We start from the raw sequence: 24,471 nt of genomic DNA on the forward strand, positions 1-24,471 counted from the left end.
CCATAGAGATTAGTATCCATCACTTTGTGAAAGGCTTCTACCGATGCTTCCAATGCTGCCTGTGGAAAACCGCCGTTGATTCCTGCATTATTGATCAGCACATCCAATACCTCAATTTTTTTCCCAATATCTCTCCTTGCATTTTCTACAGATGCAATATCAGTGACATCGAGCTGAATAGCCTCTACATTTTCAAATCCAATCTCATTAAGCTGTTGCACTGCTGATTTTCCATTCTCTATATTTCGGCTTCCTATAAAAATAAAATATCCGTTTTCCAAAAGCTTTTTGGCAGTTTCAAAACCAACGCCTTTATTCGCTCCTGTTATGAATGCTGTTTTCATTTATGAATTGATTTTGTTATGATACACTTCGGCAAACTCTTTTGCAAAATCCGCTAATTTCACCTTGCCTAATTCGGGTTTATTCAGATAAAAATCTTCATATAAACTACCATTTCCCTGTGCCTGCTGCATGGCAACCATTCCATTGGCAATCCATTCATTGATTCCTGCAGAAAGCATTTGGTTTAATAATTCATCTGACGGAATAACTTTCCATTTCAAATCCTGATTACCGATTGATTTTCCTAACGCTTCGGCAATTTCATTAGGTGAAACCTCATCACTCGCTACATAATGCACCGTTCTTCCTGTGAATGGCATTTCCATTTCATCAGCAATTGTTTGTGCAATATCATAAGGCGAAACCCAAGGCTCTTTATGATCTCCACCATAACTTTGAATAATAGCTCCCTTCGACAGGATCATTGGTAACCAGCGGTACACGTTGCTGAAAAATCCCACAGGACGCATAAATTTAATGGATACATTTTCGGGTAGTGTTCCCAGAACTTTTTCTACGTGATGATGAACCATCAGGCTTCCGGTACCATGATCGGAATGAGCACCAATACTGCTCAAATGAATAATTTTTGTAACCCCTGATCGCTGAACAGCCTGTACATAATTATCAGCTATTTTTTTGAATTCTGCAGGAAAATCAATCGAACTGTCAAAAAGACTTCCTATTCCCTCCCAGGCTTCCATAAGATATACAGCATCAGCTCCTGTGAATGCTTTGGTCAAAAATTCCACATCCTGAATGCTACCGATTGCAGGAATTGCTCCCAACTCTTCTATAGCAGATATTCTTTCAGGTTTACTGCTGATCACAGTAACCTCATGTCCTCTTGCAACCAATAATTTTGTAAGAGGTTTTCCGATGTTCCCCAGGGAACCGGTTATTACAATATTCATATCTTGATTTTTATTACTGCAAAGTTCCATCAATTGGAATTTTGAGAAATAACAGAATCAAGGTAATCCTTAACCGAAACGGGAAACTAACAATCAAATATTTTATTAAGCTGAGTTGATGTTTTTGCGATTATTACAGCTGTTTCTTACTATTCTCACTTACGTCTCTATCAAGCCAGGCTCTCCAAAAAATTACAATAAGCACCAGCAGACCAAATCCAACACCCACCCAAGGTGTAACGGATATTCCATGTTGACTAATAAACCAACCTCCGGTAGCAGTACCTAATGAAACACCTAGATTTCCAAATGAGGTCTGCAAACTATTAGCAAATTCCTTTGCATCTGACGCTGCCGAGACCATATGCCCGACACCTATCAGGAAACAAGGTCCGTACATAATTCCCCAAAATCCGACCACGACTGCTATGCTGAGAATTGAGCCATCGGTATATTGGAATGCAAATGGAAGAAGAAACGTACCGGCAAGGAAAAACAAAGTAGTCCAGATCATATACTTCCCTAATAAGCGACCTGCCAAAAAGTTGGAGATCACACCCATCACACCAAATAGTAAAAGCATGTAACTGATTTCCTGTGTACTTAATCCTTTCTCTTTCGAAAGATAGTCTGCAAAATAACTGTAGGAGCAGAACCATGCAGTGATGAGAAATAGATTTACAGCTGTTCCAGCGATAAACTTGGGTCTCGTAAGGATGCTCAATTGATTTTTAAAAGACTTCACTTCGTTGTTAGGCATTGAAGGCAAATATTTATAGGTGGTGATCAGTGTTATCAAAATTAATAGCCCTTGAATAACATAGCTCCACTGCCAAGAATAAATACTTGCAATAAATGTGGTGAAAGGAATCAGTGTTACCTGAGCAAGTGCAATTCCACCGATAATAATACTGGTCAATCGCATCTGCATTTGAGGAGAAGTATCTTTTGTCGCAGCTGCGATCACCATAGAAAAAAATGCAGGATGCAGAAATGTCGGCAATATCCGCAGTACCATAAGCAACCAGAATGGCGGGCTGAAACTTGAGAAGAAATTTGAAATCAAGAAAAGACCGAGAGCATACATCATAATTTTCTTCTTGTCAAATTTTGACAGATATAAGACCATAAATGGCCCTGTAAGCGCAATTGTTAAAGCAAATGCGCTCAGTAAATAGCCTGCTGTTGCAATATTAATTTTATAATAGTCAGCGATCTGAGGCAAGATGCCGATCACACCAAATTCTGTACTGATAATTCCGATAACGCCGAGACATCCCATATACGCTATCTTTTTGTTGAGACTTAAATTCATATTAAACTGAACGGTTTAAAAAAGGTTAAAAAAATATTGTTTGTTATTAGTTACATGAAGATGCTATAATAATTAGACTTGGATCATTTGGATTAAAGCTTCAATCATATCATAGATGGTTTTTCGGTTTTTATTCAAAGCATAATTTTTGAAAAGTGCGCTGGAAGAACCAGCAAGAAAAGCAGCAGTTAATTTTGGATCGAGATCACCTTTTATACAACCTTGCTCCTGCCCTTTCTCTACAATTTCAAAATAAATCTTTTCGATTTTCTTCTCATTGCCAGCCAACAACGTTCTGATATCTTCATCGGTCAAGGCTACTTCAAATGCTATCCTAACAGCCAGGCACGTTCGTTCTTCGTTGATGCTCTGGTCAATTGCCAGCCGTAAGGTCTTTCTTAATGTTTCAATGGCATGGGATTTAGGATTATCTGATACATTTTCATATTCCGAAACTTTAGACTTCATGTACTTGGTCAGGCATTTAATGAGCAGCGCTTTCTTATCACCATAAGTTGGATAAATACTGCTTCGGTTGATTCCCATACCAGTCTCAAGGTCAGTAATAGAAGTTGAATGAAATCCCTGCTTCCAGAAAAGTTCTAGTGCAACGTCCAATTTCTGCTCGTAATCAAATTCTTTGTTCCTTCCCATAATGTTGCAAAGGTAAATAATAAACTGATCAGTTTAAAATAAATATTTGATTATTTTTAGATTGTATAAACCTACCAAAGAACCATCTTTAACAATATCTCAAGTTTAAATAATATTGAATAGTGTAATTTATATACTACTTAACACCTTCAAAATATTATCTATATCTGCTAACAAATGGTTTGAATAGAGTCCTGTCATGTTCACAAGACCGACATTTGTAGATTTTTTTCTCTTATGTCGGTTTTTTTATTTCCTAATCCGTTGTTATACTGATAGATACATTTAGCGACAATATTCATTTTAGGTATTTGAAAACTTTTTCCGTCAAATTCGACTTTTTGAGGAAATATCAAACACCCTATCGTTCTTTTTGTCTGTAAATCGCCCTGTTGATAGAGGTTTGCGAGGTTTTCCATTGAGTCGAGAGCATTATTTTCTATTTTTGTTTTTATATCAAGTTCTTTGCTTTCTGAAACAATATGCTGAAGCTCCAATTCCAACTGTTCGATTTGGGTTTTGTTGCAGGTCAATCCTTGGAGATGCAATAACCAGCCATTGATCATTTACGAAAGTATAGATCATGCCGGCTGATGGAAGGATACCTGTTACCGGCGTATAATGAAACCCTTCATTCAGCCGAAGCCCCTTTACAAGATCCAGTGTCAGGTTCGCCTGTGTCATTACATCATTCAGATTTCTTTCACCCCAGTCAGCGTTTAAATCTGTTACGCTGAAAAAGCCGATTTGCGGATGTGGTTGCATTGGTTGGATCCACAACTCTTGTTGCTGTTGTGCTTCCATGTACATAATAATCATATTGTACATAATAATAAAGGGTATAAGTGCCTTTGTTAAGAGTTATCGGACAATTTAATACGTATTCTGTGACTGCCGGTGAATTAATAAAAATATGAGTAGGCTCATTGCTTAATCCTGTTATTCTAACAACTCCTGATTGTGGTTGCCAGGTTGCTACTCCATTGGCATCAGAAGTTAAAACTTTACCTTCTCCCTGAGTTCCGTCTACGATTTTAATTTTGCCCTGGACATCGAGCTTTTCTGCGGGACTGGTCGTACCTAATCCTACATTTCCAGATGATGTAAGAACAAAATCATTAGCTTGTTGAACAGCATCCGGTATTCATGTAGCAGGATTATCTTTTGCTGCGTCAACATGAAATGCTCCCTGTGGATTAGAAGTATTTATGCCAACTTGGGAAAAGGCTAAACCTGTGGCTAAAAGTGAAAAAGTTGTAAAGAATTGTTTCATCATTTGATAGTTATTAAGTATAATTTTTCCAGAAAATTACACTTATCTGTTTAATTTTAAAACTCAATATTTCAATATTTTACATAAAAAAAATTGAATAAAATAATTTATATACTACAAGTAGATTATCATCGCGAATCTGTGATACAATTTCTGTATTAAAGTTATATTAACTTATTTATTTTGGATAATGTAAGTCTTAATTTAAAATACCCATAAAAGTTTTTGGTTTACTAGAAAGCATTATTTATTCTTTAAATTGTAACAGGATATAATCGATGATAACACAATTACTTGATTGTTTTATAATCATTCATTTTGGAATTAATACGAGCCAACCCAACAGTTCACTGGTAGTGGAAGGCTCTTATAAAGGCGCATATAAAGAAGTTACCACAAATACTGCACTAACTAATCTGGATCAATATATTAATATTACAGGCACAGCTTCAGTAACTTTAACTTTACCTGATGCCATTACCGCTTACATTTCAGATGCTTTTACCGGAAGAGTTTATCATATTAAAAATACATCATCCCAAAATGCAATTCTTCAGGGAAGTGGAGGTCAATTATTAAGAACGGGTAATAATGTATCTTCAAATACTTTAGTTTTAAGAGCAGGAGAATCTATATCAATTGTTAAAAATTACAACTTTAACCTTTCAAGCTCTCCATTGTGGGATACCTTTAATCATTCCATTTCAACCAATAACAACAGTTCATTTGTTGTAGGTGAAACAAAATCGTTCAGAACGGTAATAGATGCGGCAACGTTTTTAAATTTAAGCGGAACACGAGGACTTATGACAGGAAAAGCCGTTACTAATGTGACAAGTACAAACCGCAGAGTGGCGTATGAATTGGCTAATGCAGCTCAACAGAATGCATTTATTGTTATTAATGGATTGAGAATGAATTTTATGACTTCTGCAGTAGCAGCAGGCAATGTATCTCCAAAATTCTTTAATATTACGGGTTCTCCCATTACCTATAATGTAGCAGCTCTTTCAACTAATGATGCTTACATTACAATTGCACCAAATTACTATAGTATTAAAATTGATGGAAATGATGATCTTTCTGCATCAATTGATGAAGCAGAATATGTGAATGCTATGGTCACATTACAAATGGAGACTGGTATAACTGTACATGGAATGTTACAAGGGATGCAACAAATTACTATTTCTATTTTACGGCACAAAGATTAAACTAATTGGCTTTTTTGAGTTTAATTTATAAAATTTCTATTCTAACAATATATTGAAAAGTACAGATTCTACTAACACAAATGAAACTAAGGACTGCTGTCTCAATTGAGGCAGCAGTCCTTAGTTTAAGCAGATCATTATTAGGAAAACGATACATCATCTTTTCAACATCATTATTCCCATTTACTTTTGCTGCAATATTTCAGGCAAGAGTAATGATTCGAAAAACACAATTTATATATGGAGTTATAGAAATTACATTTTCATAACTCCTTTTTACTTTAATAATTTATTTAACTGATATGAGAATATGAACAAAAAAATATTAATTGCAGACGGAAACTTTCTCACAATGACAGGAATTTCAGTATTGCTTGCCAGAGAATATCCATACTTTATTATTGATACAGCGAGCACTCTTGAGGAAACACAGCATATGTTATCCATAAACACCTACGATTTGCTTTTACTCGATATAGACATGTTAGATATAGATAAAACAGTGATGATTTTTAAGATGAAGAATATCCAAAGTCCTGTCACAATATTATTGTACCCATTTTCCAGCGAAAATGCTCTCCTCAAATATATGAACAACGGAAACTTTGTCTTTCTAAGTAAAAAAAGCGAAAGAAAGGAGATTGTAAAAGCAATTGATGATCTCGTAGAAATTGGTTGTCACTACCCACCGAAGATCATCCCTTTATTAAAATTAAAACCCCTCCTTAAAGATAGATTAATGAGTTTAACAGCCCGTGAGTTTCAGGTTTTCGAATATCTGGCGAAGGGATTCAAGGATTGTTATATTGCTGATATGCTGGAAATTAAATCTGTCACAATATCTAAATTCAAAAGAAATATTTTAAAAAAACTCATGGTAAAAAATAGTATTCAACTTTCAGAAATTTATAATAAGTACAACTGAATTTCACTTTGAGTATGTTTTTACACTTCTCCAAGATCAGTAACTTTCTGACCCTCAATTCCGTCTTCGTTCAAATATTTAATGAAAGTAGATGGACTAAATGATGTTACTTTTTTAAAAATCAAAGAAAATTTATTTGAAGAAGAAAATCCGGCATCTTCAGCCAACGTTGCCAATTTATATTTTCTGTAAACAGGGTTCTTTTTTAAATTAGTAATAACATAATTAATTCGCAGCGTATTTATGTATCTGTTAAAATCACCTTCTTTGTGTGTATTAATGACATAAGAAAGATACTTACTGTTTGTCTCACAATATGTTGCCAGGTAAGACAGAGAAATACCGTTATCGGTATATAATTTTGATTCTTCAAATTTCTGTAAAAAATCCAGAATTTTTTGCTCGGTTTCAGAAGACATCATTCGCTGGGAAACAGCTTGTGATTCCTCTTTGATCATTTCATCCACAACAGGAAAAGGCACCGACTGCTTTTCATCTAATTCTTTAATAATTTTCTTAAAATGCTCGATATTTGAACGTTGTTTCTTTCGGTATCTGACGAAAAGGATAATCCCAATTAAAAATAAGAGGACAATGATTAAAATAATAATCATTTTCGATGAATCATTTTTTTTTATTTCAACATTCTCTTTATCAATTTTCGAATACGATTTATTAGCTGCGAGCTGCTGGTTCTTTTGAAGAACTTTTTTTACCGTATCATGTTTTTCTTTTGTTTTTACATAATCTTCCAGATCTTTGGTGGCAGCATAATATTTTTCAGAGGTATTATATACCTCATTTTTAAGAGACGGATTTTTGGATTCTTCAGTAATTCTCAGAGTAATATCCAAATGCTCTTTTGCTTTTTTTAAGTCATTTTTTTCTATATACAGCAAAGTTAGACCACTATGAATAAGCGCAGTCATATAAGTTTCCGGAGTGTCTTTTAATAAATCAAATGCTTTCTGATAATGTTTAAACGATTCTTCAAAATTTCCCAGATTATAATAACTATACCCTAAGAGCTGTTCATTAGTGATCGTTAGATGTTGTTTAAAGGAGGTTGTTGTTTTTGTATATTCTTCAGCTGTTCTTGCATTTTTAAGGGAATTCCAAAATTTTCTCCTTCCAATATTATAATAGGCCATTTCCTGCATCATCATAGCCATCGTATTGTTAGCGACTTCAGGATTGGTAATTTCTTTACTTATATTGAGGCCCATTTCAAAATATTTTTTAGACTTATCAAAAAGTCCCATGAAACGGAACTCTGAAGAAAGAAAGCCATATACCCTGGCCTTCCATATTGCATTATCTGTGTTTTCAATAATTTTTTCGGACTGCAATGCATAATTGGTTGCCTTTTCAAAATTTCCGACCTACTGATAAAGTGTTGCTGTTAACATTAAGCTCTTTGTTTGAAGCAAAGGAGTTTCCGAGATAGAATACAGTGAATCTGCGACTTTTATCGCTTTATTAAAATCTTTTTGGGAAGTTTCAATAGCCGTTTTTGTGTAGATAGCGTTGAAAGCAGCAAGATCCTGGGCATAGTAAATGCCTGTAAAAAATACAAAAAACAAATTGAGAAATTTCATAGGTACCAGAATAATTGCAAAGATATTAAAAACACCTTCCATTTTTTTAGCGAATATTAATTTTGAGTTTATTAATTCGATTATTAGGAATGTGATTTATTTCAGACCTTAAATATATGTGCATTTGCCACAATAGATACATTAGAGTCTTTATGCAGCTTATTTTTCGTTTCGTTTAAAAATTAATTGACAAATCATAAGCACATATAATTATTGATAATTAAGTAGTTACACTGATACTTAGCGTTTTTTAATGTCGTATTTTTGATAAGAAATAAAAATCTTTACTAAATAATTGTTTATCAAAGATCAAAAAATAACTTATAAATAAATGGGGAAGCTGAAAACCAATCAGAGTAAGCAAGAATTAATACCAAAAAACAAAATCATGACAACTATTACAACAACAATTAAGAATCTAAATGTCTTAGCACAGAAAGTACTTATGAAGCAAATTGAAATTATTAAAAATAGCCCGGAAAATAGTTCGGTAAACATTGCAAATAAGTCTCTTCTTAATTTTGATGATTCAACTTCTGTATGGGCAGCAGGAGGATCACTTGAAGCTGCGGGGCTTGCGTACTATGGCGTATCATGTACTCTGGATTTAACAAATTTTACAAATGTAAAAGCAGTTGATTTTAGTGCCCATGGATGGGGTGCTGTAGCAGCTGCAATAGAATGCGAGGTTGTTGGAGCCTTTGTAGTAGATCCCAGTACTGTAGCAGGTAAATGTAAATGGGTAATTGTTGCAGGAGCATTAGAGGAGGGAGCTGTATCTCTCACATTAATGACAGAATCAGGTTCTCTTATCGGTACATTTACTGGTCTAGCAGAAGGAGTTGGTGCATTTACTTGGGGTAAAGATAATGGAGAGCTAAAGGTCATTGCGTAGTTCAATTTCCACCGATCTTAAATGCGATTATCATATTTTTGATGATCGCATTTAAAATTTATTGAGGAGATATTAATCATTCAGTTATTTAATATTATTGATGCATAAAATGATTAATCTGATATAAGTAGGTCTACTGTTGTAGAGTCTGTGATGTACCAGTTTTTTCAATAGTTATAATTCATCATTTTCGTGAGAATGATAAATGCTTTTTTCATACAGTCACCAAATAAAAATAACTTTGCGAAACAAGATCACTAATTATGAAAAAACATTTTATTATTGCAGCTTCAACTATATTTTCTCTCAATTTATTTTCACAAGTTGGTATAAATACACCTAATCCACAAGGCACTTTCCATATAGATGGAAATAAAGACAATCCCGTAACCGGTTTTCCCAATGTTGCACAACAAGCTAATGATCTTATTGTTACATCATCTGGAAATGTTGGACTTGGAACAATCGCTCCAACTTCGAAATTTGAAATTAATAATGGCACTAATGCTGGGGCTATTAAAATTGTTGACGGAACACAAGGATCCGGTAAGGTTTTAACTTCTGATGAAAACGGTGTAGCAACTTGGAAACAAAATACACCATCACTAACCAATACTTATTATTCAGTAATACCCACTGTAACACATATAACTTCTAGTTATATGGTCTATGCTTCGTTAACTTTGCCAGCCGGTACATATGCGATTAGAGGATTTGCTATGGCAAGACTTTTTAACTATTATAGTAGAACATACTTTAGTGTAGGGGGTACACCAATACCACATTCGTATTATGAGATTAATGTACCACAATTGGGCATGTTAGTTCCTTATGCAATATATACATCTTCTACTCCTTTTACAGTTAATTGGATAATGCAAAATGATTATATCAATGCTAATAATGCTCCAGTTTTAGCTTCTCCGCCAGATCAATTTACAGCATTATTCAGTGCCACTCTGATTGCGGGAATTTAATAAGTTAGTAATTAAATTAGCTTAAACATTCAAATTACTGAATCGTTTTACGTTAATAACAAGATCCACACTTTTTACACTATATTTTCAAATTGATTCTAAAAACACAATTCCCTAATTTCAAGTACAAATCTAAAACTATGAAAAAACATTTATTATCTTTCTTCTTGTTGATTGGTATTTTTATGTCTGCCCAAACCGGCAATGTCGGTATCGGAACAGTAGATCCTAAGTCCAAACTCACTGTAAATGGCTCTTTCGCCGGTGCTTATAATCTGATCACCAATAATACGTATGCAGTGGCTGAAAACGATTTTTCAATCATGTGGAATGGGTCCGCCAATGGAATACTTACTCTTCCAATATCTACAGACAGCCCCGATCGTGTCGGGCGTTTGTATTACTTTAAAAATGGATCTACCGCCTTTAGTTTAACCATTAATGCCAATGGTACAGAACTTATTGATGATACTAACGGAACCGTCATTCAACCCGGAGAATCTGCATTATTGATAAAAACCAATGTCAATACAAGCACAGGAAATACATATACCGTCCTCTTACTTACAAAAACCCAGCAGCCTTATATGTATACCATTACAGGATCAGCAAATCAAACGGTCAGTCAGGGATCTACAAGCACACTTTCATTTTCTTCTGTACAACTCAGTACGAATGGAGGTGTAGACTTTAACTCAGCGACGAGTGCCTGGACATGCCCTCAATCTGGATGGTATAAAATTGAGACTACAGTACAAGGAACTGCCCAAGGAAGTAATTCTCATACTAGTCTGTTTATCAGAAAGAATGGTGCAATTGCTGGTTCACAATTAATATGTGTGCCTACAGTGGTATCCAACAGTGGTTCTGTAAGTCAAAATCTCAATTTAATAAAAGGAGATCAGATTACGGTAGTAGGACAACCTTGTCTGGGATGTGGCAGCAGTACCGGAATTACTTACTCTACAAGAAAAATTGAAATTGAAAAGCTTTAATTAAGTTTCCTAACTGATATTACTGATCTCTATTGAAATTCTAAAAACACATTTATATATTAATAAATAGACCATTCGGTATGAATGGTCTTTATTGTAAAAAAAAGAGATAAGTAAACTGAATTATTTCTCAAAAGTCTATCATTAGTAGTTCTCCACTATCTTCTTAGGAAATTTCGGTAAACATTTGTAATATTATTATGACAAATGTTTATCACCAGCTGTTTATCAATGGCGATCCTTTTCTGAGATTTTGAGGTTATGTATTTTATCAGTTCTGATTGTCCAATTCAAATTTCACTCTGTCTGCCTCTATCAAATTTTTTAGTTCTTTTTCGTCAGGAAGATATGTTCTGTATTTACTTGCGAATAGCTTCTCATTTTCTGACATTACGGAATATTTTACTACAGTTTTATCTTTTTCGGTACATAAAATAATTCCTATTGTGGGATTGTCATCGACTCCTTTTTTAAGATCATTATACATTCTTACATACATATCCATTTGCCCAATGGCTTCGTGAGTCAGCTTATGAGTCTTAAGATCTACAAACACAAAGCATTTAAGGTAATAGTTGTAAAATACTAGATCTATATAGAAATCTGAAGTATCAGTAACGATATGCTGCTGCCTAGCTACAAATGCAAACCCTTTCCCTAACTCCATTAAAAATTGCTGAAGGTGAGTAATAAAGCTGATTCTATTTGAGTTTCAGTTTTTGATATGTCTGAAGGAAGTCCTAAGAATTCAAATATATAGGGGTCTTTAATATAATTGGATATTTCTTTGTTTTCTGCTTTCGGAAATTTTAATAATCTACCTAAATACTGGCTTTCAATATTTCTTTGAAGTGTCCTAGTATTCCAGTTTCATTCAATAGAATGTTCTATATACTGTATTCTATGTTCAGTATTTTCAATTCTACTAATAATTCGGTAGTGAGTCCAGCTCAATTCGGTACGCACTGCGTTCCAAATTGGAAATGCAATAAAAAAAGCCCGCATATTATTAAGGTTTCTCTCATTAAATCCCTTTCCAAATTCTACTGATAGATGATTAGCAAGATTCTTCAAGACTGATTTACCATACTTTGCACGAAATTCACCATTTTGTTCATCCTCAATAATAAGCTGCCCAATTTCCAAGCGATCATCTTTAAAGCCTATTATATTTTCAATTTCAAGTTTTAATTTATTCTTGCCTCTTAATCTATCATAACTATTTCCGAAAATTTTAACTGCATTTTTAATAGGAAAATTAACGGCGGTAAAATCTTTATTATCAATTAAACTCTGATAATCGCTGTCTATATCTTTTACTGTTAAGCTCATATTTTATCTAAATCAAAATCTATTTCACTACCATCTAAACATATAAACTTTATATTTCGTTCATTGACTTCCATTTTCGTAAAGATTTCAGGTAAAGGAATTTCTTTTACAACTTATAAGTGAATTCACTAATAATAAAAATTTCAAGCTCTGTTATTACGATAATAAAATTGTTATAAATAGCTACATTAAAAAAAAAATAAGTAAGTTTAAGTTTAAGTCTAATTTTTAATAATTCTAAATCAATTAGTATAAAGTTTTGATCAATTCCAATTGCATAGATTTCTTGATTAACCTCTTTGATCACAGGTTTAACAATAGTGCTTTGCCATCCCAATTTGAAACTATGTATATCATTTGAAATTACTCCAAACATCCTGTCTGTTCGCTTATCTTCAAATAAAACTGGCAGGTTAGAATTTTTAAAATCTTTTTCAGAAATTTCTTTTAAGTACATATGAATAGTTTTATTTATAGATTTGAGGAATTAGTGTTGTAACTTTAGGTTTAGTTGCCATATTTCCCCCTTCATAAAAAAATGCAACATTAATTTTCCCTTTTGCACCGATTTCAATGGATTTGGTAACTGTTGTACCAAATTTGTTACTTTGACTTCTTAATTCTACACCTTCAGCAAGAGCTTTACTAAATATTTTCATTAATTGATTTTCACTTTTTATGCCTAATGTACCTAAGTCTTTTAAGTTCTGTGCAGATCTTTGAATATTATGTATATCACCAGTAACAACTTTTCCAAAAAAATAATTAAATTTTGCTTCAGCTAGAGTGTTAATCACTAAATCTTATACGTGACTACTAATCTTCTATAGTTGGAATACATGGACTTAAAATGTAGTCTGATAGTATTTCAACTTTTGATTTTGCTAGTCTTAACACTATGTAACTGTTATAATTGAGCCCATCTTGATCCCTATAGTAAATAACACCATATGTTCCAGGTAGAATTTTTCCTATAAAATTTAATAATTGTTTCAATTCATTTATCATACCATTTTCATGATTTAAAGTTCCAATCAAGGATAAGGTATAATTTTCATTACAATTGATGACTTTTGCAAATTGAGCATTATTATTTAAATTAATAATATGTTCATTCAAATCAGATATTTGTTCCTTCAATTTGATAGCATCTTCTTCATATGGATCATATGATAAAGTTAACCAACCTTTATAATCAAACATTTTAATAACTTATTTTTAATTTTACATTATACCTTAAAGAATATTCATTTAGTTTTTCAACAATACTTTGTGCAGGTTGTGAATCAAATTTATAATATACTCCTCTGTTTGTTGCTTTAGCATCTTCAAATGTTGCTTTAGCTTGATTCCTAAAAGATTTTCCAAATACTCCCACATGTCCCGTTCCCATTCCAGAACCTACAATACCATATTGTGCTCCAGATCTGATTGCGCCACCTACAGAACTTTGCATATGGTCTGACATTTGGCTTCTCATATCATCCACTATTGACCACGTGCATCAAGATCGGGTCATATTTTATTCATATCAAAATCTATTTCACTACCATCTAAACATATAAACTTTATATTTCGTTCATTAATTTCCATTTTTGTATAGATTTCAGGTAAAGGAATTTCTTTTACAACTTTATAAGTTATTTCACTAATAATAAAAATTTCAAACTCTGTTATTACAATAATAAAATTATCATAAGTAACCACATCATAAAAAAAAATAATTAAGTTCAAGTTCAAGTCTAAGTCTAATACTTACTAAACTTAAATCAATTATTATAAAGTTTTGATCAATTCCAATTGCATAAATCTCAGAGCTAACCTCTTTTTCTACTGGCTTGACAATTGTACTTTGCCAGCCAAATTTAAAACCGTAGATGTCATTAGAAACTATTGCAAACATTTTATCTACTTGCTTATCTTCAAATAATATTTGGAAATTTGATTTTCTATAATTAATTTCAGAAATTTCTTTTAATATTACCATTCTGCTATTCCATTTCTGAATCACTATATAAAACTCTCATTTCATTTTCTTGATTTGAAGCAACATGATTCTTTTTTACAAAATTTTTGAAATCTTTGAGGAATTCTTTAAGAAAAAAGGAGTTTTTAAATTGTAAATCAAAAATTAATATCGTGTGATCTTTAAAATAATCTTTTATAAAATTTTTCTCGAAATCCGAATAATTATATTCATATTCTTCTTTATCAACCATTATGTAATGATAATAAATCTCATTTTCACCTGTTAAAATGTTGATGAAATATGATGTATCGGTGTCTTTATATTTAAGCCGAAGTTTGGAATAGTTATATATAAATTTTTCGAAATAAACTTTTACTTGTTGATCAGATGTTATTATAGAAAAAACTTCCATTATTTTTTGAATGAACTTTCTTCACAATCTTGAAATATCAATGATAAATTGTCGGGTAAATTTTTATTATTCATAAAACTGTTTACTAATTTTTCATCCATATTTCTTTTAAAATTAGGGGTTTCAACTGGTAACCAATAATTTTCAGTTATTTTAGAATCATATCTTAATTGTAAAAATGCATTTTTAGCCTGTATCTCTATACCATATATATTTTGGTTCTTTAATAAATCATCTCCTCCTAAATATATAGAGCTTTTAGAGTCATATTTATCTAAAAGATTATCTTTCATAAGCTTATCATCTATTTTTAAATAGTCGATGTCAATAAAAACGGCATAACAAAAATTTATGTGTTTCAACATATCACCTCGGTTCAAATCATGATTCGAAATACCTAAGTTTATATATGGAACTAACATTTTTTCATTAAATAAAATAATCTTTCCAAAATAAGCCTCAGAAGTATCAATTTCATCTAAGTTTTGGTTATATATTAAATCACTATGCATATTTTTTATTTTCTTTGAAGAATTATTTCATTTATTATCCATTTTATATGTTCTAATCTGCATAGTTTTGAAATATTAATGATAAGTTTTCAGGCAAATTTTTATTACTGATAAAATTATTCACTGTAAATTCATCTAAATTCATTGGAAAAAAAGTTTCTTTTAAAGGAATCCATATTTTTTCATTTATTTCAGAATTACTAACTAATTGTATAAACATTTTCTTAGCCTGTATTTCAATCTCAAATATATTTTGATTTTCAAGCATATCCCATCCTCCGAGATAAACAGATTCCCAAGGGTCATATTTACTTTTTAAATCGTTAAGAATGATGCCATTATTAATTTTAAGAAAATGAAAATTAATTGCTACAAAATAGCTATAGCTTATATGCTTTAGTTCATCTGTTCGATTCAATTCGTGGTTTGCAATTCCCATATTTATATATGGGACTAAAATATTATTTTCTGAAAACAATATCTTTCCAAAATATGCATCAGAAGTATCTATTTCATCTACATGCTCTTTATATATCAAATCATTATTTACCATCTTTTTTGAAGAATCATTTGATTAATATTTCCTTTAATAGAAGTAATTCTATTGTTGATACATTACCAAGGTAAAGTATTATTATAAATAATAGGCGTTTGCATATATTCTTCAGATAGCTTATCAATGACAGATTTTTCATGAATTGAATTTACTCCAACACCTAAATAAAGAGAATTATTATTAATAACAATCATTCCTTTACGATATTGAGAATTGTTTTTATTTATAAAATAAAATTCATAATTCCTGTTTGGTTCAGATAAAATGAATGAAAGCATTTCAAAATAATCATCAGTTTCAAACTCTATTTTTCCAAAATATTGAGGATAGGCGAAGTATTCATCTTTAGGTTTAAATCCCATTAACCAATTTTTCATAAAATTAAATACAATTTCTTTGTCAATTTTATTGATATGTACATAGAAATCAGTTAATGTAGATTCATTAATATCCGAGAAATTTTTGACAACGTATAATGTACGATCATCCAATTTAGTCAGAATAATTTCCATTATTTTAATATAGTGATCAATAGACTCATAAGATAATCCTACCGTAAACACAACTAACTTGTTATTTGTTTTTAGTAAATAATAAGTAAAAACCAGAAAATTTTCTATTGCTTCACATGAGTCTAATTGATCGTCTTTAAAGCCTATTATATTTTCAATTTCAAGTTTTAATTTTTTCTTACCTCTTAATCTATCATAACTGTTTCCGAAAATTTTAACTGCATTTTTAATCGGAAAATTAACGGCGGTAAAATCTTTATTATCAATTAAACTTTGATAATCGCTATCTGTATCTATTACTGTTAAGCTCATATTTAATTATTTAGTAGGAAGGTTTCTAATTGGTAAACCATAGTGACCTGCTTCGACATTAGTTTTAAAGTTCCCTTTAAGAATTGTTTGTATGTATTTTATATCTCCAGTTTCTATTGCGTATCTGATTGCGGCATTCATACTGTGGTTACCATCCATTAAAACTTTTTTCCCATCAGTTGTAATATATCCAGCTCCCCGCTTACTAAATGTCCCAGATTTCATCTGCTGATAATATCCTTCGATTATTACTTTTGCATTTTTGGACAAGGATTTTTGTTCACTGTAAATTCCTGCTTTTTTAGCAAAATTAGCGATCCTATTTTCCATAGAAAACTTGTTAGAGAAAGCACCAACATGTCCCGTTCCCATTCCAGAACCTACAATACCATATTTTGCTCCAGATCTGATGGCACCACCTACATAAGTTTGCATATGGTCTGACATTTGGCTTCTCATTTCGTTCATTATAGCCTGACCTTCTGCATCAAGCTCAAAAGTATTTCGGGTATTATTATCAAACCATCCTGATAAAGGCTCTCTGATTTTTTCTTGTACCCAATTAGAAGTTCTATCTCTAAATCTGCTTAAAGCATTACCTGGTGGATCATCATCTGTAAACTGAGAAAAATCAATATTACCAAAATAAAGAAAGGCTATTGCTTGATCATAAGTAACTGATATTCAATGGAACGAGCGAGATGCTCGCACTAAATTGACCTACATTTTTCCTATATCTCTTATAAAAACATACAATAGCATTATAATAACATAAAAATAAAATAATAAAACAATACATAATGGGATTAATGAAACTATTCTGTGTCTTTTGTTATTATCACTCTTACTTATGCTAAAATTATATATTGAAATGCCTAAAAAAATAAAAGTTCCAGGGATAAAACAAAAAATATTAAATGTTTTTACTAATTTTTCATACGTATATTCATCTAATTGAAAAAATTGATATCCAATATAATTTATAGATACAAATAATATTATAAATAGTATGAAAAATATTAAAACGTAATTAGGGTTAAGTACTCTTTTTTTCTTCATTATATTTTTATTTTCCTGTTGTTATAAATTTTCTTCCGTTAAAAATTGCACGTTGGTCTGCTTTACTATCAAGGTGACCATCGAAAATTTCATTTAGATTACTTCCTACTAATACTTCGTGCCCAAATAGACCAATAAATTTCGACCATCCTCCCCACATAAAATTACCTGCATCCATTAAACTGTAAATAGTATTATTACTACCAAATCTAAAATGATAAGAAGAATCATTCTGATAAACATTTGTCCCATTAAGATCTAATTTTCTAGATAAATAATGCGCAGAAAAGTCGGCATCACCCATAACAGATTGAGAAGCAATGAGACCATAGGCTGCAATTTGAGCACCTGGAGCTACAACAATATTACCTGTTTTTGCTTGTATTAATAAACTTATTATCAAATCATTTTTACTAACCTTACTTATAGCATCTAAAAATTCATTTCGATCAATTTGATAATAAACTTTATCTCCAATATCATATTTTTTATTTTGAGAATTTTTATCTACACTTTCAGGATCATTAAAAAACAATTGTATTCCACTTTCATCAAAAAATCTATTTGGCTTGTTGTTTCTAATAATTTTAGAAACATTACCATTTTTACCTACAGTGACATCATCATCATTTCCAAACTGCGAAAAATTAAACCCTGTAAAAAAGTTACTTCCTGAGTCAGAACTTGTGGACATACTCGCTTTATAAGCAGTAAAAGCCTGTTGTGCAGCTTCACCGGAATAAGTAACCGCAAAATTTCCATCAGGATCTATAAAACTAATAGGATTGTTGTAAGCATAATGATAAGGGCTCCATCTTCTTGATTTTTCAGACATCGCATCCATCACACCCCATCTTCCCAAATCCGCCATATACATCCTCGCTCCGTAATCATACATCCCAGTTTCCTGAAGTTCTTTACCATTGTACTTGTAGTTTTTAAAAGAACCCAAACCAAAGAATGCATTACCTGTTTTCAGGTGACTCATCCCGAAAGGATAATAATCATTGGCATCTACAATTTCAAGAACACCTGCGCTGTTTCTTGCAAAACTTACTCTTACATTTCCTAAATGATCTAAGAATTGGTAAATATACTGATCTTTTGTATAATCATAAAAGCCTTCTGCCGTTGGAAAAAACTGTAGCTCAGGATTTTTCAAGTCGATGGTAGGTAAAGGATCCAAAATAATAGGCGAATACGCCTGCTCTTCCAGAGCTTTTCCTGTTTGTGTATTTATAGTAAATATCTCAGATCCAACACCTCCTGAGCCTGGCATTTCTGTTTTCAGATATTGGAAGCCATCCAGATAATCAGTCGTTCTTTTGGTTACCGTAGCACCATTAATTCCTTCAATGGAAGTTGTATTTTCTTTCCGAAGCTTAATTCCTGCAGCATTATATTTATTAGAAAGGGATACAAATTCTATGTTTTCTCTGCTGTATTCTATTTTGCCAGGAAGATTAAGATAATTATATTTAATAGAATTTATACCTTTATCCGGAATTGCTGTCATATTACCGTTAGCATCATAACTTATTATATTTCCTCCTCCCTCATATCCTGTTCGGTTATAAGAATAATCGTTTACATTCATCAGTCTGTTTCCAGTATAGATATATTCCAGATTATCTATCAAAGTTGGTGTTGTATTGCCATATTCTAAAACAGAAGTTCGGTACATCTTGGTGATATTACCATTCAGGTCATACTCCAAAGATTCCGTATTTTCTTTACTGTTCGGGTTATTTGGGTTTTGATAATATCCTGCGGATAATCTGTTTAACGGATCATAGGCATATCCGTATCTTTTAGGAGCTAAAGAAGGGTTTTGTCCTACAGTTTCTACGGCACGCCAGTCTACTTCTGTAATATTTCCGTTGTATTTAGCTTTCACATTTTTTTCAGGGAAAAGAACAGAATCCGGATTTGAAATACCGGCTTTCTCGTTGTATCTGATCTTATAAGAAAACAGTTTGCCACCAAGATCTGCGATAGACATTTGGTCTTTGTTTACATCCGTCATCCATCCGCGAATATTATAAGTATAATCAATGCTTTGTAAATTAGAACCTACTTTTTTGTTCCTTAGCTGAGAGAGCTCATTGTATTCATTTTGAGTCAATAGTTGTTCCGGTTTGCTGTCTACCTGATGGTAATGTTGGAACAACCTGTTCTGGTTATCATATACAAAACGTTCTTTAATAATGATTCCTTCTTCATTAGGCTTCCTTACATGATAAAGAGTTGATTTTTGGGGAACTCCAGCAAAATCAAGTTCAGATTCTGTTTTGGTGTGACCACCTAAATGGTTAATAGAATAGCTTCCGATCACTCTTCCTTTTTCATCGTAATAACTGAAATTCTTTGTCCAGTTATTATCTTCAATGTTCCTTAAATAGGAAGCTAAAGGCAGTGTTCTTGTATTTTTACCCGTTGTACTTTGTCCGGGTTGTTTCAATACTTTCTGTCCATTAATAATCGAGGGAATAATAACCTCCGTAGGAAGTGTGGGGTAGATATCATAATAATTAACCGATAAAATGGTGATGCTTCCTGTAGGAAAAGCATTTTTGGTGTAATAAATATTCTCTCCATTTTGTACGATCGGGTTGGTCTCTTCTCTTTTCTCGTTATTCCCTGCATTGGCTACCATATTATTAAGAGCAGTCTGCATGGCTATTCTTGTTGCTGTATTGGCAAAGAAACCTGAATAAACTATTCTTCCGAACTGGTCATATTTAGTAAAAGTCCATCCTTTTTGATTGAAATTATTGGTGGTAGATCTTAAGTTTGCATCCTGAGCAAGGACCAATCTGTTCTGTTTATCATACACCATAAATTCCCAGCTCTTACCCGGGATCTTCTTTTCTACCAGTCTGTTTTTACTGTCATATCTATATTGATAGCAAAGGTTATCTAAGGTCGCCTCCGGAATAGTTCCTAAAACAGAAGCCAATGGTGGGATCACAAAAGCCAATTGCTTATAGTCATTATACACATAATAAGTATCTGCATTTTGTGAAGCATTGATTACTTTTCTGATCAATACCGTTTGTCCTGAACCGTCTTTGAATTCTATGGTTGTATTACCGTCTTCATCGGTTACAGAATTTTTAACCAGTTGCGCTATTTGATACTCTGAAATGTTCCCTAAGCTTCCTGAATAATATTTTTCGGTAGAATTCCAAAGCGTAGAGATCTCATACTTTTTCACATGATCTGCCTGAATGTTGAGATCATATCCAAAAGTTATGGGTTTGTCTGCCCATGCATTTCCTACCTGCTTTTGTTCTAAAACCCTTTCCAATGGAGAGCTTTCCAATGTTTTTTCGGTATAGGTTTTTTCTCCTGCATAAAAATTGGTAACATCCGATACCGGATAATGGCTTACCCCCGAAACCTGAGGATAAATACTTCCATTGGCAGTAGATGATTGCGGAACCGGAAGATATTCTCTTGTCTGTCTTCCCAATTCATCATAAACAATTGGGGTCACTATATCTTTCCCTGTAGGAGAAGATTTTACACTGATTACCTGTTTTGGTCTTCCCAAAAAGTCTAAATACTGAACCGTTTCAATTTTTTTGACACAGGTAGAATCTAAACAGGTGGTACTCTGTATATAATTTTCTGAATTTGTTTGTGCGTGACATACATTGGCAACAAACAATATGCTGAATATATTTAATATCTTTTTCATAATTGATAAGAGGTAAGTGATAAAGTATCGGGTTATAGGTAAAATAATTACTCATTGCCCTTTACTTATTACTCATAAATTATTGTTTGTAGTTGTATTTATATTTCTTTAGAACCTTTCCTTTTTCATCAACAATCTGATCGAGTCTGCCGGCTTTATCGTACTGATACATTTCACGGATACCTGAAGGAGGTGTCATGCTTTTCATTCCGATCAAAGGATCATAAACGTAAGTGTTAATCTGATAATTTCCAAGATTTGAATTATTTCTGAAAAGATCCAAAGCACTTTGGAAACTTTGCTCTGAACTTACATCAATATCTGCATCAGATTTAGATACAATATCTGCGATGTAGGTTGATATCTGGTCATACGTTGCGCCTTCAATTTTGGCGATAGGCTGCGTTTTACTGTATCCCCAAACCACTGAAACAGGAATACCTTCCTTCGTGGTATATTGTTCTAAATTCCCTTTGCTGTCATATCGGTTGAAAGTAACTTCTTCGGCAAGGTTATTCTGCGTATCATAAGATACCGCAGAGCTTGGTAATTTATTGGCAGGATTATCATATTTTGTTTCAGCTCTGGACATTAATTTTCCGACATCTGAAGCATTTTTCTTGATGATTGAGGTTGTTTCCAAAGGAATACCGATGATATTGGCCTCAATCAACTTTTGATTGTTTTTATCTAAGGCATACTGGTAAGCAGTTTCCTGAATTCTTCCGTCGAAAGAAGTGACTTTCTCTAACTGGGTTTTATAATTGATGTTATTTCTTGTTACTTCTTTTTTCGTTTCTGCAAATCCTGAAGCAAAGAAATTTTTAGAGGTGACTCTTTCACTTTTTATCCAGCTTGTTTTCAGATGAAAATTGTAAATGACATAACTTGGAACCACTAAATATTTTGGTCCATCATATTCTTCAAATGTATAGTCAAAATTATCTTCTGTTAATTTCTGATTGACGTTATTATAAACCTCTTTCTTTTCCATAAGACCATTACGGGTCAGGTTGAAATGAGGCCAAATATCATTCTGTGAAACAGGATAAGGATAAGCATCAGGTGCCTTAAAATAATATTTAGAATATCCGTTTGCGCCACCTTTAGATACTTTTACATTTTTATAAATAATAACAGGGTTGGCAGGGTCAAGACCATTCAAAGAACCTCCTCCTACAAAATAACCGCTTGATACTGTAGGATCATCAAATTTATTATATTCATACTCTTCAATGCTTGAAGGAATTGCGGAAAAGGTATTAGCAGGATCTACATTAAAATATTTCACTTTTTTCACCCTGGCCAATCCTTGGGAGAACTTCATAACAGACTCATCGTAAGGATCTCCTATCCTAATAAAAGCATCGAAATAGACCGTCCTTTTTAAAGGGAAAATAAAATCATTCGTAAACAGTTCAACATAATATTCTCCAGGATCAAATGTTCTTATTTGCTCTGTTGGATATCCCGCATCAGCATCCAAAGCAGGCCCAATTGCATTGCTCATTTGAAAAGTATTTCCTGTTTTTTTATAAAACTGTAAGGCCCAGGTGTGTTGTGGTAAATTCGAAATCTTACTGGCATCTATTGTAATATCGCTGACTTTATCCAGCGTGAAAAAATATTTTTTTGCACCTGTACTCACTGCATCAAAAGAAACATTTCCATAAGGTTCTGTAGGTGCGGGATGATGTACAATCTCTTCTCGATATGCATAGGGAATTAAATCAAAATCATATTCTACAGTTCCACCCGTAGGTAATTGTATTTTTTTCAATACCGCGGAAGATATTACCCCGTCTGCATCTGATCCAAAAGAAATACCTCCATAATAAAATCCATATTTTTCAATAGTGTTTCCAGTACCGTCGACCTGAGTAAAAGAATCTAATGTTCTTGAAAAGAGAGGAAGCTGATAGGAATATTGAAAAGTATATTTCCTGACAAATCGGTTATCAAAAGTTTTTAAAACAATATCATTGATTCTAAAATTATCATTTTTTGGACTGTACCCATCATCTTTTGTCGTATTGATATCGATAATGCCGTGGTCCTTTATCTCAATACGGGTAAGTTTGTTGGTCTCTGATTCAGGAACCTGATTCATTGCCGGTGGGTATTTAAGATCTCTTACATACGTATACTTCACCAATTCCTGATCATTTTCATCGGTGATGGAGCTCAGGTAAAAAGCACTTCTGTATTTCTTATCAGCAGATACACGTCCAAGGAGAGGATGATTCCATATCCATATATTCATAGTAGCAATATCATAAACTTGAAATTTATAATGAATACCGGACTCACTGATTATGGTAAAAGAATCAATAATTAATGTGGCAGGATTAGCTACAGAATCATATTTTATTTTAGATGTAAAGTTAGTGAGCTTAGTAAGTTGAAAGCTATTAGTAACCTTATCTCTTATAAACCTGAACTTTCCGGATTCTCCGGGTATACTGAAATTATAAATATCATTAAACTCATTTTTTACATATTTATCAAAACCAGCATCATCAAATGTTTCATCAAAATCATTTATAATTTCTCTGGAAATTACGCCGGGTCCCAACAAAGACCAGCCTTTCCCTACATTGCTTGCCCAACTTTCATCGTAAGTATTCCCTGTATGGTAATTCAGTCCAAGATTAATATCAACCATCTTACTGTTGGTAGGAACACTGATTAAAGGATAGGATATATCCGGAACTCCTGTCTGAAGAGAAACAGGTATGTTACTATAAGTGGCTAAAGATGATGCTGTAGGAGTTGGTCGTAAAACTCCCTGATTCATACTTTCCTGTTGACTGTAGCATATATTATAACTGACAATATATAAAAACAGTAAAAATATTTTTTTCATCTTCGTTTATTTCTTTATTAGTTTCGCATTCGCCGTTTTGTCATTGTCTGTCTTTATCACCACCAGATAAGCCCCCTGAATCAAAGCCTGGGTATTGATCTTGGTTACCTTATTCTTTGTTTTCATTGTGTAA

Annotated in this window: 28 protein-coding genes; 5 read left to right on the top strand and 23 right to left on the bottom strand. The window is 32.6% G+C overall.

From position 1 onward, the window contains the following. The 7 genes from ASG22_RS05995 to ASG22_RS21460 all read right to left on the bottom strand — a co-directional run. Window positions 1-344 (bottom strand): SDR family NAD(P)-dependent oxidoreductase (locus ASG22_RS05995; RefSeq protein ID WP_117590781.1); only part of this gene is annotated, 344 nt, incomplete at its 3' end. Then, on the bottom strand, window positions 345-1,259 hold the full coding sequence (locus tag ASG22_RS06000; RefSeq protein ID WP_055982047.1) for an NAD(P)H-binding protein: 915 nt from the start codon (window positions 1,257-1,259) through the stop codon (window positions 345-347). It abuts the gene before it with no gap. A 133-nt stretch (window positions 1,260-1,392) separates the two neighbouring features. Next, on the bottom strand, window positions 1,393-2,574 hold the full coding sequence (locus ASG22_RS06005) for an MFS transporter (protein ID WP_055982051.1): 1,182 nt from the start codon (window positions 2,572-2,574) through the stop codon (window positions 1,393-1,395). A 72-nt stretch (window positions 2,575-2,646) separates the two neighbouring features. Beyond that, window positions 2,647-3,228, bottom strand: a complete 582-nt coding sequence (locus tag ASG22_RS06010) for a TetR/AcrR family transcriptional regulator (RefSeq protein ID WP_055982054.1) — start codon at window positions 3,226-3,228, stop codon at window positions 2,647-2,649. Between the two features lie 203 nt (window positions 3,229-3,431). Beyond that, the gene (locus ASG22_RS21110; protein WP_185113786.1) at window positions 3,432-3,647 is read right to left on the bottom strand and encodes a hypothetical protein; all 216 of its coding nucleotides are present in this window, start codon (window positions 3,645-3,647) and stop codon (window positions 3,432-3,434) included. Window positions 3,648-3,684: 37 nt separating this feature from the next. Then, a complete protein-coding gene (locus ASG22_RS06020; protein ID WP_131726158.1) occupies window positions 3,685-3,993 on the bottom strand; it encodes a hypothetical protein in 309 nt (102 codons plus the stop codon). A 379-nt stretch (window positions 3,994-4,372) separates the two neighbouring features. Beyond that, window positions 4,373-4,504 carry a hypothetical protein gene (locus ASG22_RS21460; RefSeq protein WP_262483947.1) on the bottom strand — a complete coding sequence of 44 codons (132 nt, stop codon included), beginning with the start codon at window positions 4,502-4,504 and terminating at the stop codon, window positions 4,373-4,375. Window positions 4,505-4,779: 275 nt separating this feature from the next. On the opposite strand from ASG22_RS21460, the gene ASG22_RS06025 reads away from it, so the two are divergent. Further along, window positions 4,780-5,715, top strand: a complete 936-nt coding sequence (locus ASG22_RS06025; protein ID WP_055982064.1) for a hypothetical protein — start codon at window positions 4,780-4,782, stop codon at window positions 5,713-5,715. 310 nt (window positions 5,716-6,025) lie between these two features. Continuing rightward, entirely contained in the window at window positions 6,026-6,640 is a 615-nt protein-coding gene (locus ASG22_RS06030) for a response regulator transcription factor (RefSeq protein ID WP_055982067.1), read from the top strand. A 20-nt stretch (window positions 6,641-6,660) separates the two neighbouring features. Here ASG22_RS06030 and ASG22_RS06035 read toward each other — a convergent pair whose 3' ends face one another. Further along, the gene (locus ASG22_RS06035) at window positions 6,661-7,866 is read right to left on the bottom strand and encodes a tetratricopeptide repeat protein (protein WP_238586866.1); all 1,206 of its coding nucleotides are present in this window, start codon (window positions 7,864-7,866) and stop codon (window positions 6,661-6,663) included. A gap of 156 nt (window positions 7,867-8,022) precedes the next feature. Beyond that, window positions 8,023-8,280, bottom strand: coding sequence for a hypothetical protein (locus ASG22_RS06040; RefSeq protein ID WP_055982073.1), 258 nt, complete (start codon window positions 8,278-8,280; stop codon window positions 8,023-8,025). Between the two features lie 289 nt (window positions 8,281-8,569). Between ASG22_RS06040 and ASG22_RS06045 the strand changes: the two genes are divergently transcribed. The 3 genes from ASG22_RS06045 to ASG22_RS06055 all read left to right on the top strand — a co-directional run bounded on the left by ASG22_RS06045 (window position 8,570) and on the right by ASG22_RS06055 (window position 11,105). Further along, window positions 8,570-9,133: a hypothetical protein gene (locus ASG22_RS06045; RefSeq protein ID WP_055982076.1), complete on the top strand. Its 564-nt coding sequence runs from the start codon at window positions 8,570-8,572 to the stop codon at window positions 9,131-9,133. A gap of 263 nt (window positions 9,134-9,396) precedes the next feature. Next, complete coding sequence (locus ASG22_RS06050; protein ID WP_055982080.1) at window positions 9,397-10,110, top strand: hypothetical protein; 714 nt, start codon at window positions 9,397-9,399, stop codon at window positions 10,108-10,110. 140 nt (window positions 10,111-10,250) lie between these two features. Next, window positions 10,251-11,105: a hypothetical protein gene (locus ASG22_RS06055; RefSeq protein WP_131726159.1), complete on the top strand. Its 855-nt coding sequence runs from the start codon at window positions 10,251-10,253 to the stop codon at window positions 11,103-11,105. Between the two features lie 271 nt (window positions 11,106-11,376). Here ASG22_RS06055 and ASG22_RS21330 read toward each other — a convergent pair whose 3' ends face one another. The 14 genes from ASG22_RS21330 to ASG22_RS06135 all read right to left on the bottom strand — a co-directional run bounded on the left by ASG22_RS21330 (window position 11,377) and on the right by ASG22_RS06135 (window position 24,338). Next, window positions 11,377-11,805 carry a PDDEXK nuclease domain-containing protein gene (locus ASG22_RS21330; protein WP_317038851.1) on the bottom strand — a complete coding sequence of 143 codons (429 nt, stop codon included), beginning with the start codon at window positions 11,803-11,805 and terminating at the stop codon, window positions 11,377-11,379. A 170-nt stretch (window positions 11,806-11,975) separates the two neighbouring features. Continuing rightward, window positions 11,976-12,437 (bottom strand): DUF1016 N-terminal domain-containing protein, encoded by a 462-nt coding sequence (locus ASG22_RS21335; protein WP_055982090.1) that lies wholly within the window; start codon window positions 12,435-12,437, stop codon window positions 11,976-11,978. 106 nt (window positions 12,438-12,543) lie between these two features. Further along, the gene (locus ASG22_RS06070) at window positions 12,544-12,894 is read right to left on the bottom strand and encodes a hypothetical protein (RefSeq protein ID WP_055982095.1); all 351 of its coding nucleotides are present in this window, start codon (window positions 12,892-12,894) and stop codon (window positions 12,544-12,546) included. A gap of 10 nt (window positions 12,895-12,904) precedes the next feature. Then, the gene (locus ASG22_RS06075; protein WP_055982098.1) at window positions 12,905-13,234 is read right to left on the bottom strand and encodes a hypothetical protein; all 330 of its coding nucleotides are present in this window, start codon (window positions 13,232-13,234) and stop codon (window positions 12,905-12,907) included. 19 nt (window positions 13,235-13,253) lie between these two features. Further along, window positions 13,254-13,640, bottom strand: coding sequence for an Imm7 family immunity protein (locus tag ASG22_RS06080; protein WP_055982101.1), 387 nt, complete (start codon window positions 13,638-13,640; stop codon window positions 13,254-13,256). A gap of 1 nt (window position 13,641) precedes the next feature. Next, window positions 13,642-13,917: a restriction endonuclease fold toxin gene (locus tag ASG22_RS06085; protein ID WP_055982104.1), complete on the bottom strand. Its 276-nt coding sequence runs from the start codon at window positions 13,915-13,917 to the stop codon at window positions 13,642-13,644. A 228-nt stretch (window positions 13,918-14,145) separates the two neighbouring features. Next, on the bottom strand, window positions 14,146-14,424 hold the full coding sequence (locus ASG22_RS06095) for a hypothetical protein (RefSeq protein ID WP_055982111.1): 279 nt from the start codon (window positions 14,422-14,424) through the stop codon (window positions 14,146-14,148). Window positions 14,425-14,428: 4 nt separating this feature from the next. Beyond that, window positions 14,429-14,656, bottom strand: a complete 228-nt coding sequence (locus ASG22_RS20900; RefSeq protein ID WP_131726160.1) for a hypothetical protein — start codon at window positions 14,654-14,656, stop codon at window positions 14,429-14,431. Between the two features lie 161 nt (window positions 14,657-14,817). Next, window positions 14,818-15,330, bottom strand: coding sequence for a hypothetical protein (locus ASG22_RS06105; RefSeq protein ID WP_055982115.1), 513 nt, complete (start codon window positions 15,328-15,330; stop codon window positions 14,818-14,820). Window positions 15,331-15,382: 52 nt separating this feature from the next. After that, window positions 15,383-15,883, bottom strand: a complete 501-nt coding sequence (locus tag ASG22_RS06110; RefSeq protein ID WP_055982118.1) for a hypothetical protein — start codon at window positions 15,881-15,883, stop codon at window positions 15,383-15,385. 62 nt (window positions 15,884-15,945) lie between these two features. Next, a complete protein-coding gene (locus tag ASG22_RS06115; protein ID WP_055982120.1) occupies window positions 15,946-16,710 on the bottom strand; it encodes a hypothetical protein in 765 nt (254 codons plus the stop codon). A gap of 6 nt (window positions 16,711-16,716) precedes the next feature. Beyond that, entirely contained in the window at window positions 16,717-17,157 is a 441-nt protein-coding gene (locus tag ASG22_RS06120) for a hypothetical protein (protein WP_131726161.1), read from the bottom strand. Between the two features lie 619 nt (window positions 17,158-17,776). After that, window positions 17,777-21,472 (bottom strand): DUF6443 domain-containing protein, encoded by a 3,696-nt coding sequence (locus ASG22_RS06130; protein ID WP_055982129.1) that lies wholly within the window; start codon window positions 21,470-21,472, stop codon window positions 17,777-17,779. Between the two features lie 79 nt (window positions 21,473-21,551). After that, the gene (locus tag ASG22_RS06135; RefSeq protein ID WP_131726162.1) at window positions 21,552-24,338 is read right to left on the bottom strand and encodes a hypothetical protein; all 2,787 of its coding nucleotides are present in this window, start codon (window positions 24,336-24,338) and stop codon (window positions 21,552-21,554) included. Window positions 24,339-24,471: the final 133 nt, after the last annotated feature.

Origin of the sequence: Chryseobacterium sp. Leaf405, from assembly GCF_001425355.1 — a bacterium.
GTDB lineage: Bacteria > Bacteroidota > Bacteroidia > Flavobacteriales > Weeksellaceae > Chryseobacterium.

Bases quoted from the DNA above. Each gene is read 5' to 3' on its own strand.
- ASG22_RS06000 (WP_055982047.1), bottom strand. From the start codon at position 1,259: ATGAATATTGTAATAACCGGTTCCCTGGGGAACATCGGAAAACCTCTT.
- ASG22_RS06005 (WP_055982051.1), bottom strand. From the start codon at position 2,574: ATGAATTTAAGTCTCAACAAAAAGATAGCGTATATGGGATGTCTCGGC.
- ASG22_RS06010 (WP_055982054.1), bottom strand. From the start codon at position 3,228: ATGGGAAGGAACAAAGAATTTGATTACGAGCAGAAATTGGACGTTGCA.
- ASG22_RS21110 (WP_185113786.1), bottom strand. From the start codon at position 3,647: ATGGAAAACCTCGCAAACCTCTATCAACAGGGCGATTTACAGACAAAA.
- ASG22_RS06020 (WP_131726158.1), bottom strand. From the start codon at position 3,993: ATGCAACCACATCCGCAAATCGGCTTTTTCAGCGTAACAGATTTAAAC.
- ASG22_RS21460 (WP_262483947.1), bottom strand. From the start codon at position 4,504: ATGATGAAACAATTCTTTACAACTTTTTCACTTTTAGCCACAGGTTTA.
- ASG22_RS06025 (WP_055982064.1), top strand. From the start codon at position 4,780: ATGATAACACAATTACTTGATTGTTTTATAATCATTCATTTTGGAATT.
- ASG22_RS06030 (WP_055982067.1), top strand. From the start codon at position 6,026: ATGAACAAAAAAATATTAATTGCAGACGGAAACTTTCTCACAATGACA.
- ASG22_RS06035 (WP_238586866.1), bottom strand. From the start codon at position 7,866: ATGGGCCTCAATATAAGTAAAGAAATTACCAATCCTGAAGTCGCTAAC.
- ASG22_RS06040 (WP_055982073.1), bottom strand. From the start codon at position 8,280: ATGGAAGGTGTTTTTAATATCTTTGCAATTATTCTGGTACCTATGAAA.
- ASG22_RS06045 (WP_055982076.1), top strand. From the start codon at position 8,570: ATGGGGAAGCTGAAAACCAATCAGAGTAAGCAAGAATTAATACCAAAA.
- ASG22_RS06050 (WP_055982080.1), top strand. From the start codon at position 9,397: ATGAAAAAACATTTTATTATTGCAGCTTCAACTATATTTTCTCTCAAT.
- ASG22_RS06055 (WP_131726159.1), top strand. From the start codon at position 10,251: ATGAAAAAACATTTATTATCTTTCTTCTTGTTGATTGGTATTTTTATG.
- ASG22_RS21335 (WP_055982090.1), bottom strand. From the start codon at position 12,437: ATGAGCTTAACAGTAAAAGATATAGACAGCGATTATCAGAGTTTAATT.
- ASG22_RS06070 (WP_055982095.1), bottom strand. From the start codon at position 12,894: ATGTACTTAAAAGAAATTTCTGAAAAAGATTTTAAAAATTCTAACCTG.
- ASG22_RS06080 (WP_055982101.1), bottom strand. From the start codon at position 13,640: ATGTTTGATTATAAAGGTTGGTTAACTTTATCATATGATCCATATGAA.
- ASG22_RS06085 (WP_055982104.1), bottom strand. From the start codon at position 13,917: ATGAGAAGCCAAATGTCAGACCATATGCAAAGTTCTGTAGGTGGCGCA.
- ASG22_RS06095 (WP_055982111.1), bottom strand. From the start codon at position 14,424: ATGGTAATATTAAAAGAAATTTCTGAAATTAATTATAGAAAATCAAAT.
- ASG22_RS20900 (WP_131726160.1), bottom strand. From the start codon at position 14,656: ATGGTTGATAAAGAAGAATATGAATATAATTATTCGGATTTCGAGAAA.
- ASG22_RS06105 (WP_055982115.1), bottom strand. From the start codon at position 15,330: ATGCATAGTGATTTAATATATAACCAAAACTTAGATGAAATTGATACT.
- ASG22_RS06110 (WP_055982118.1), bottom strand. From the start codon at position 15,883: ATGGTAAATAATGATTTGATATATAAAGAGCATGTAGATGAAATAGAT.
- ASG22_RS06115 (WP_055982120.1), bottom strand. From the start codon at position 16,710: ATGAGCTTAACAGTAATAGATACAGATAGCGATTATCAAAGTTTAATT.
- ASG22_RS06120 (WP_131726161.1), bottom strand. From the start codon at position 17,157: ATGTCAGACCATATGCAAACTTATGTAGGTGGTGCCATCAGATCTGGA.
- ASG22_RS06130 (WP_055982129.1), bottom strand. From the start codon at position 21,472: ATGAAAAAGATATTAAATATATTCAGCATATTGTTTGTTGCCAATGTA.
- ASG22_RS06135 (WP_131726162.1), bottom strand. From the start codon at position 24,338: ATGAAAAAAATATTTTTACTGTTTTTATATATTGTCAGTTATAATATA.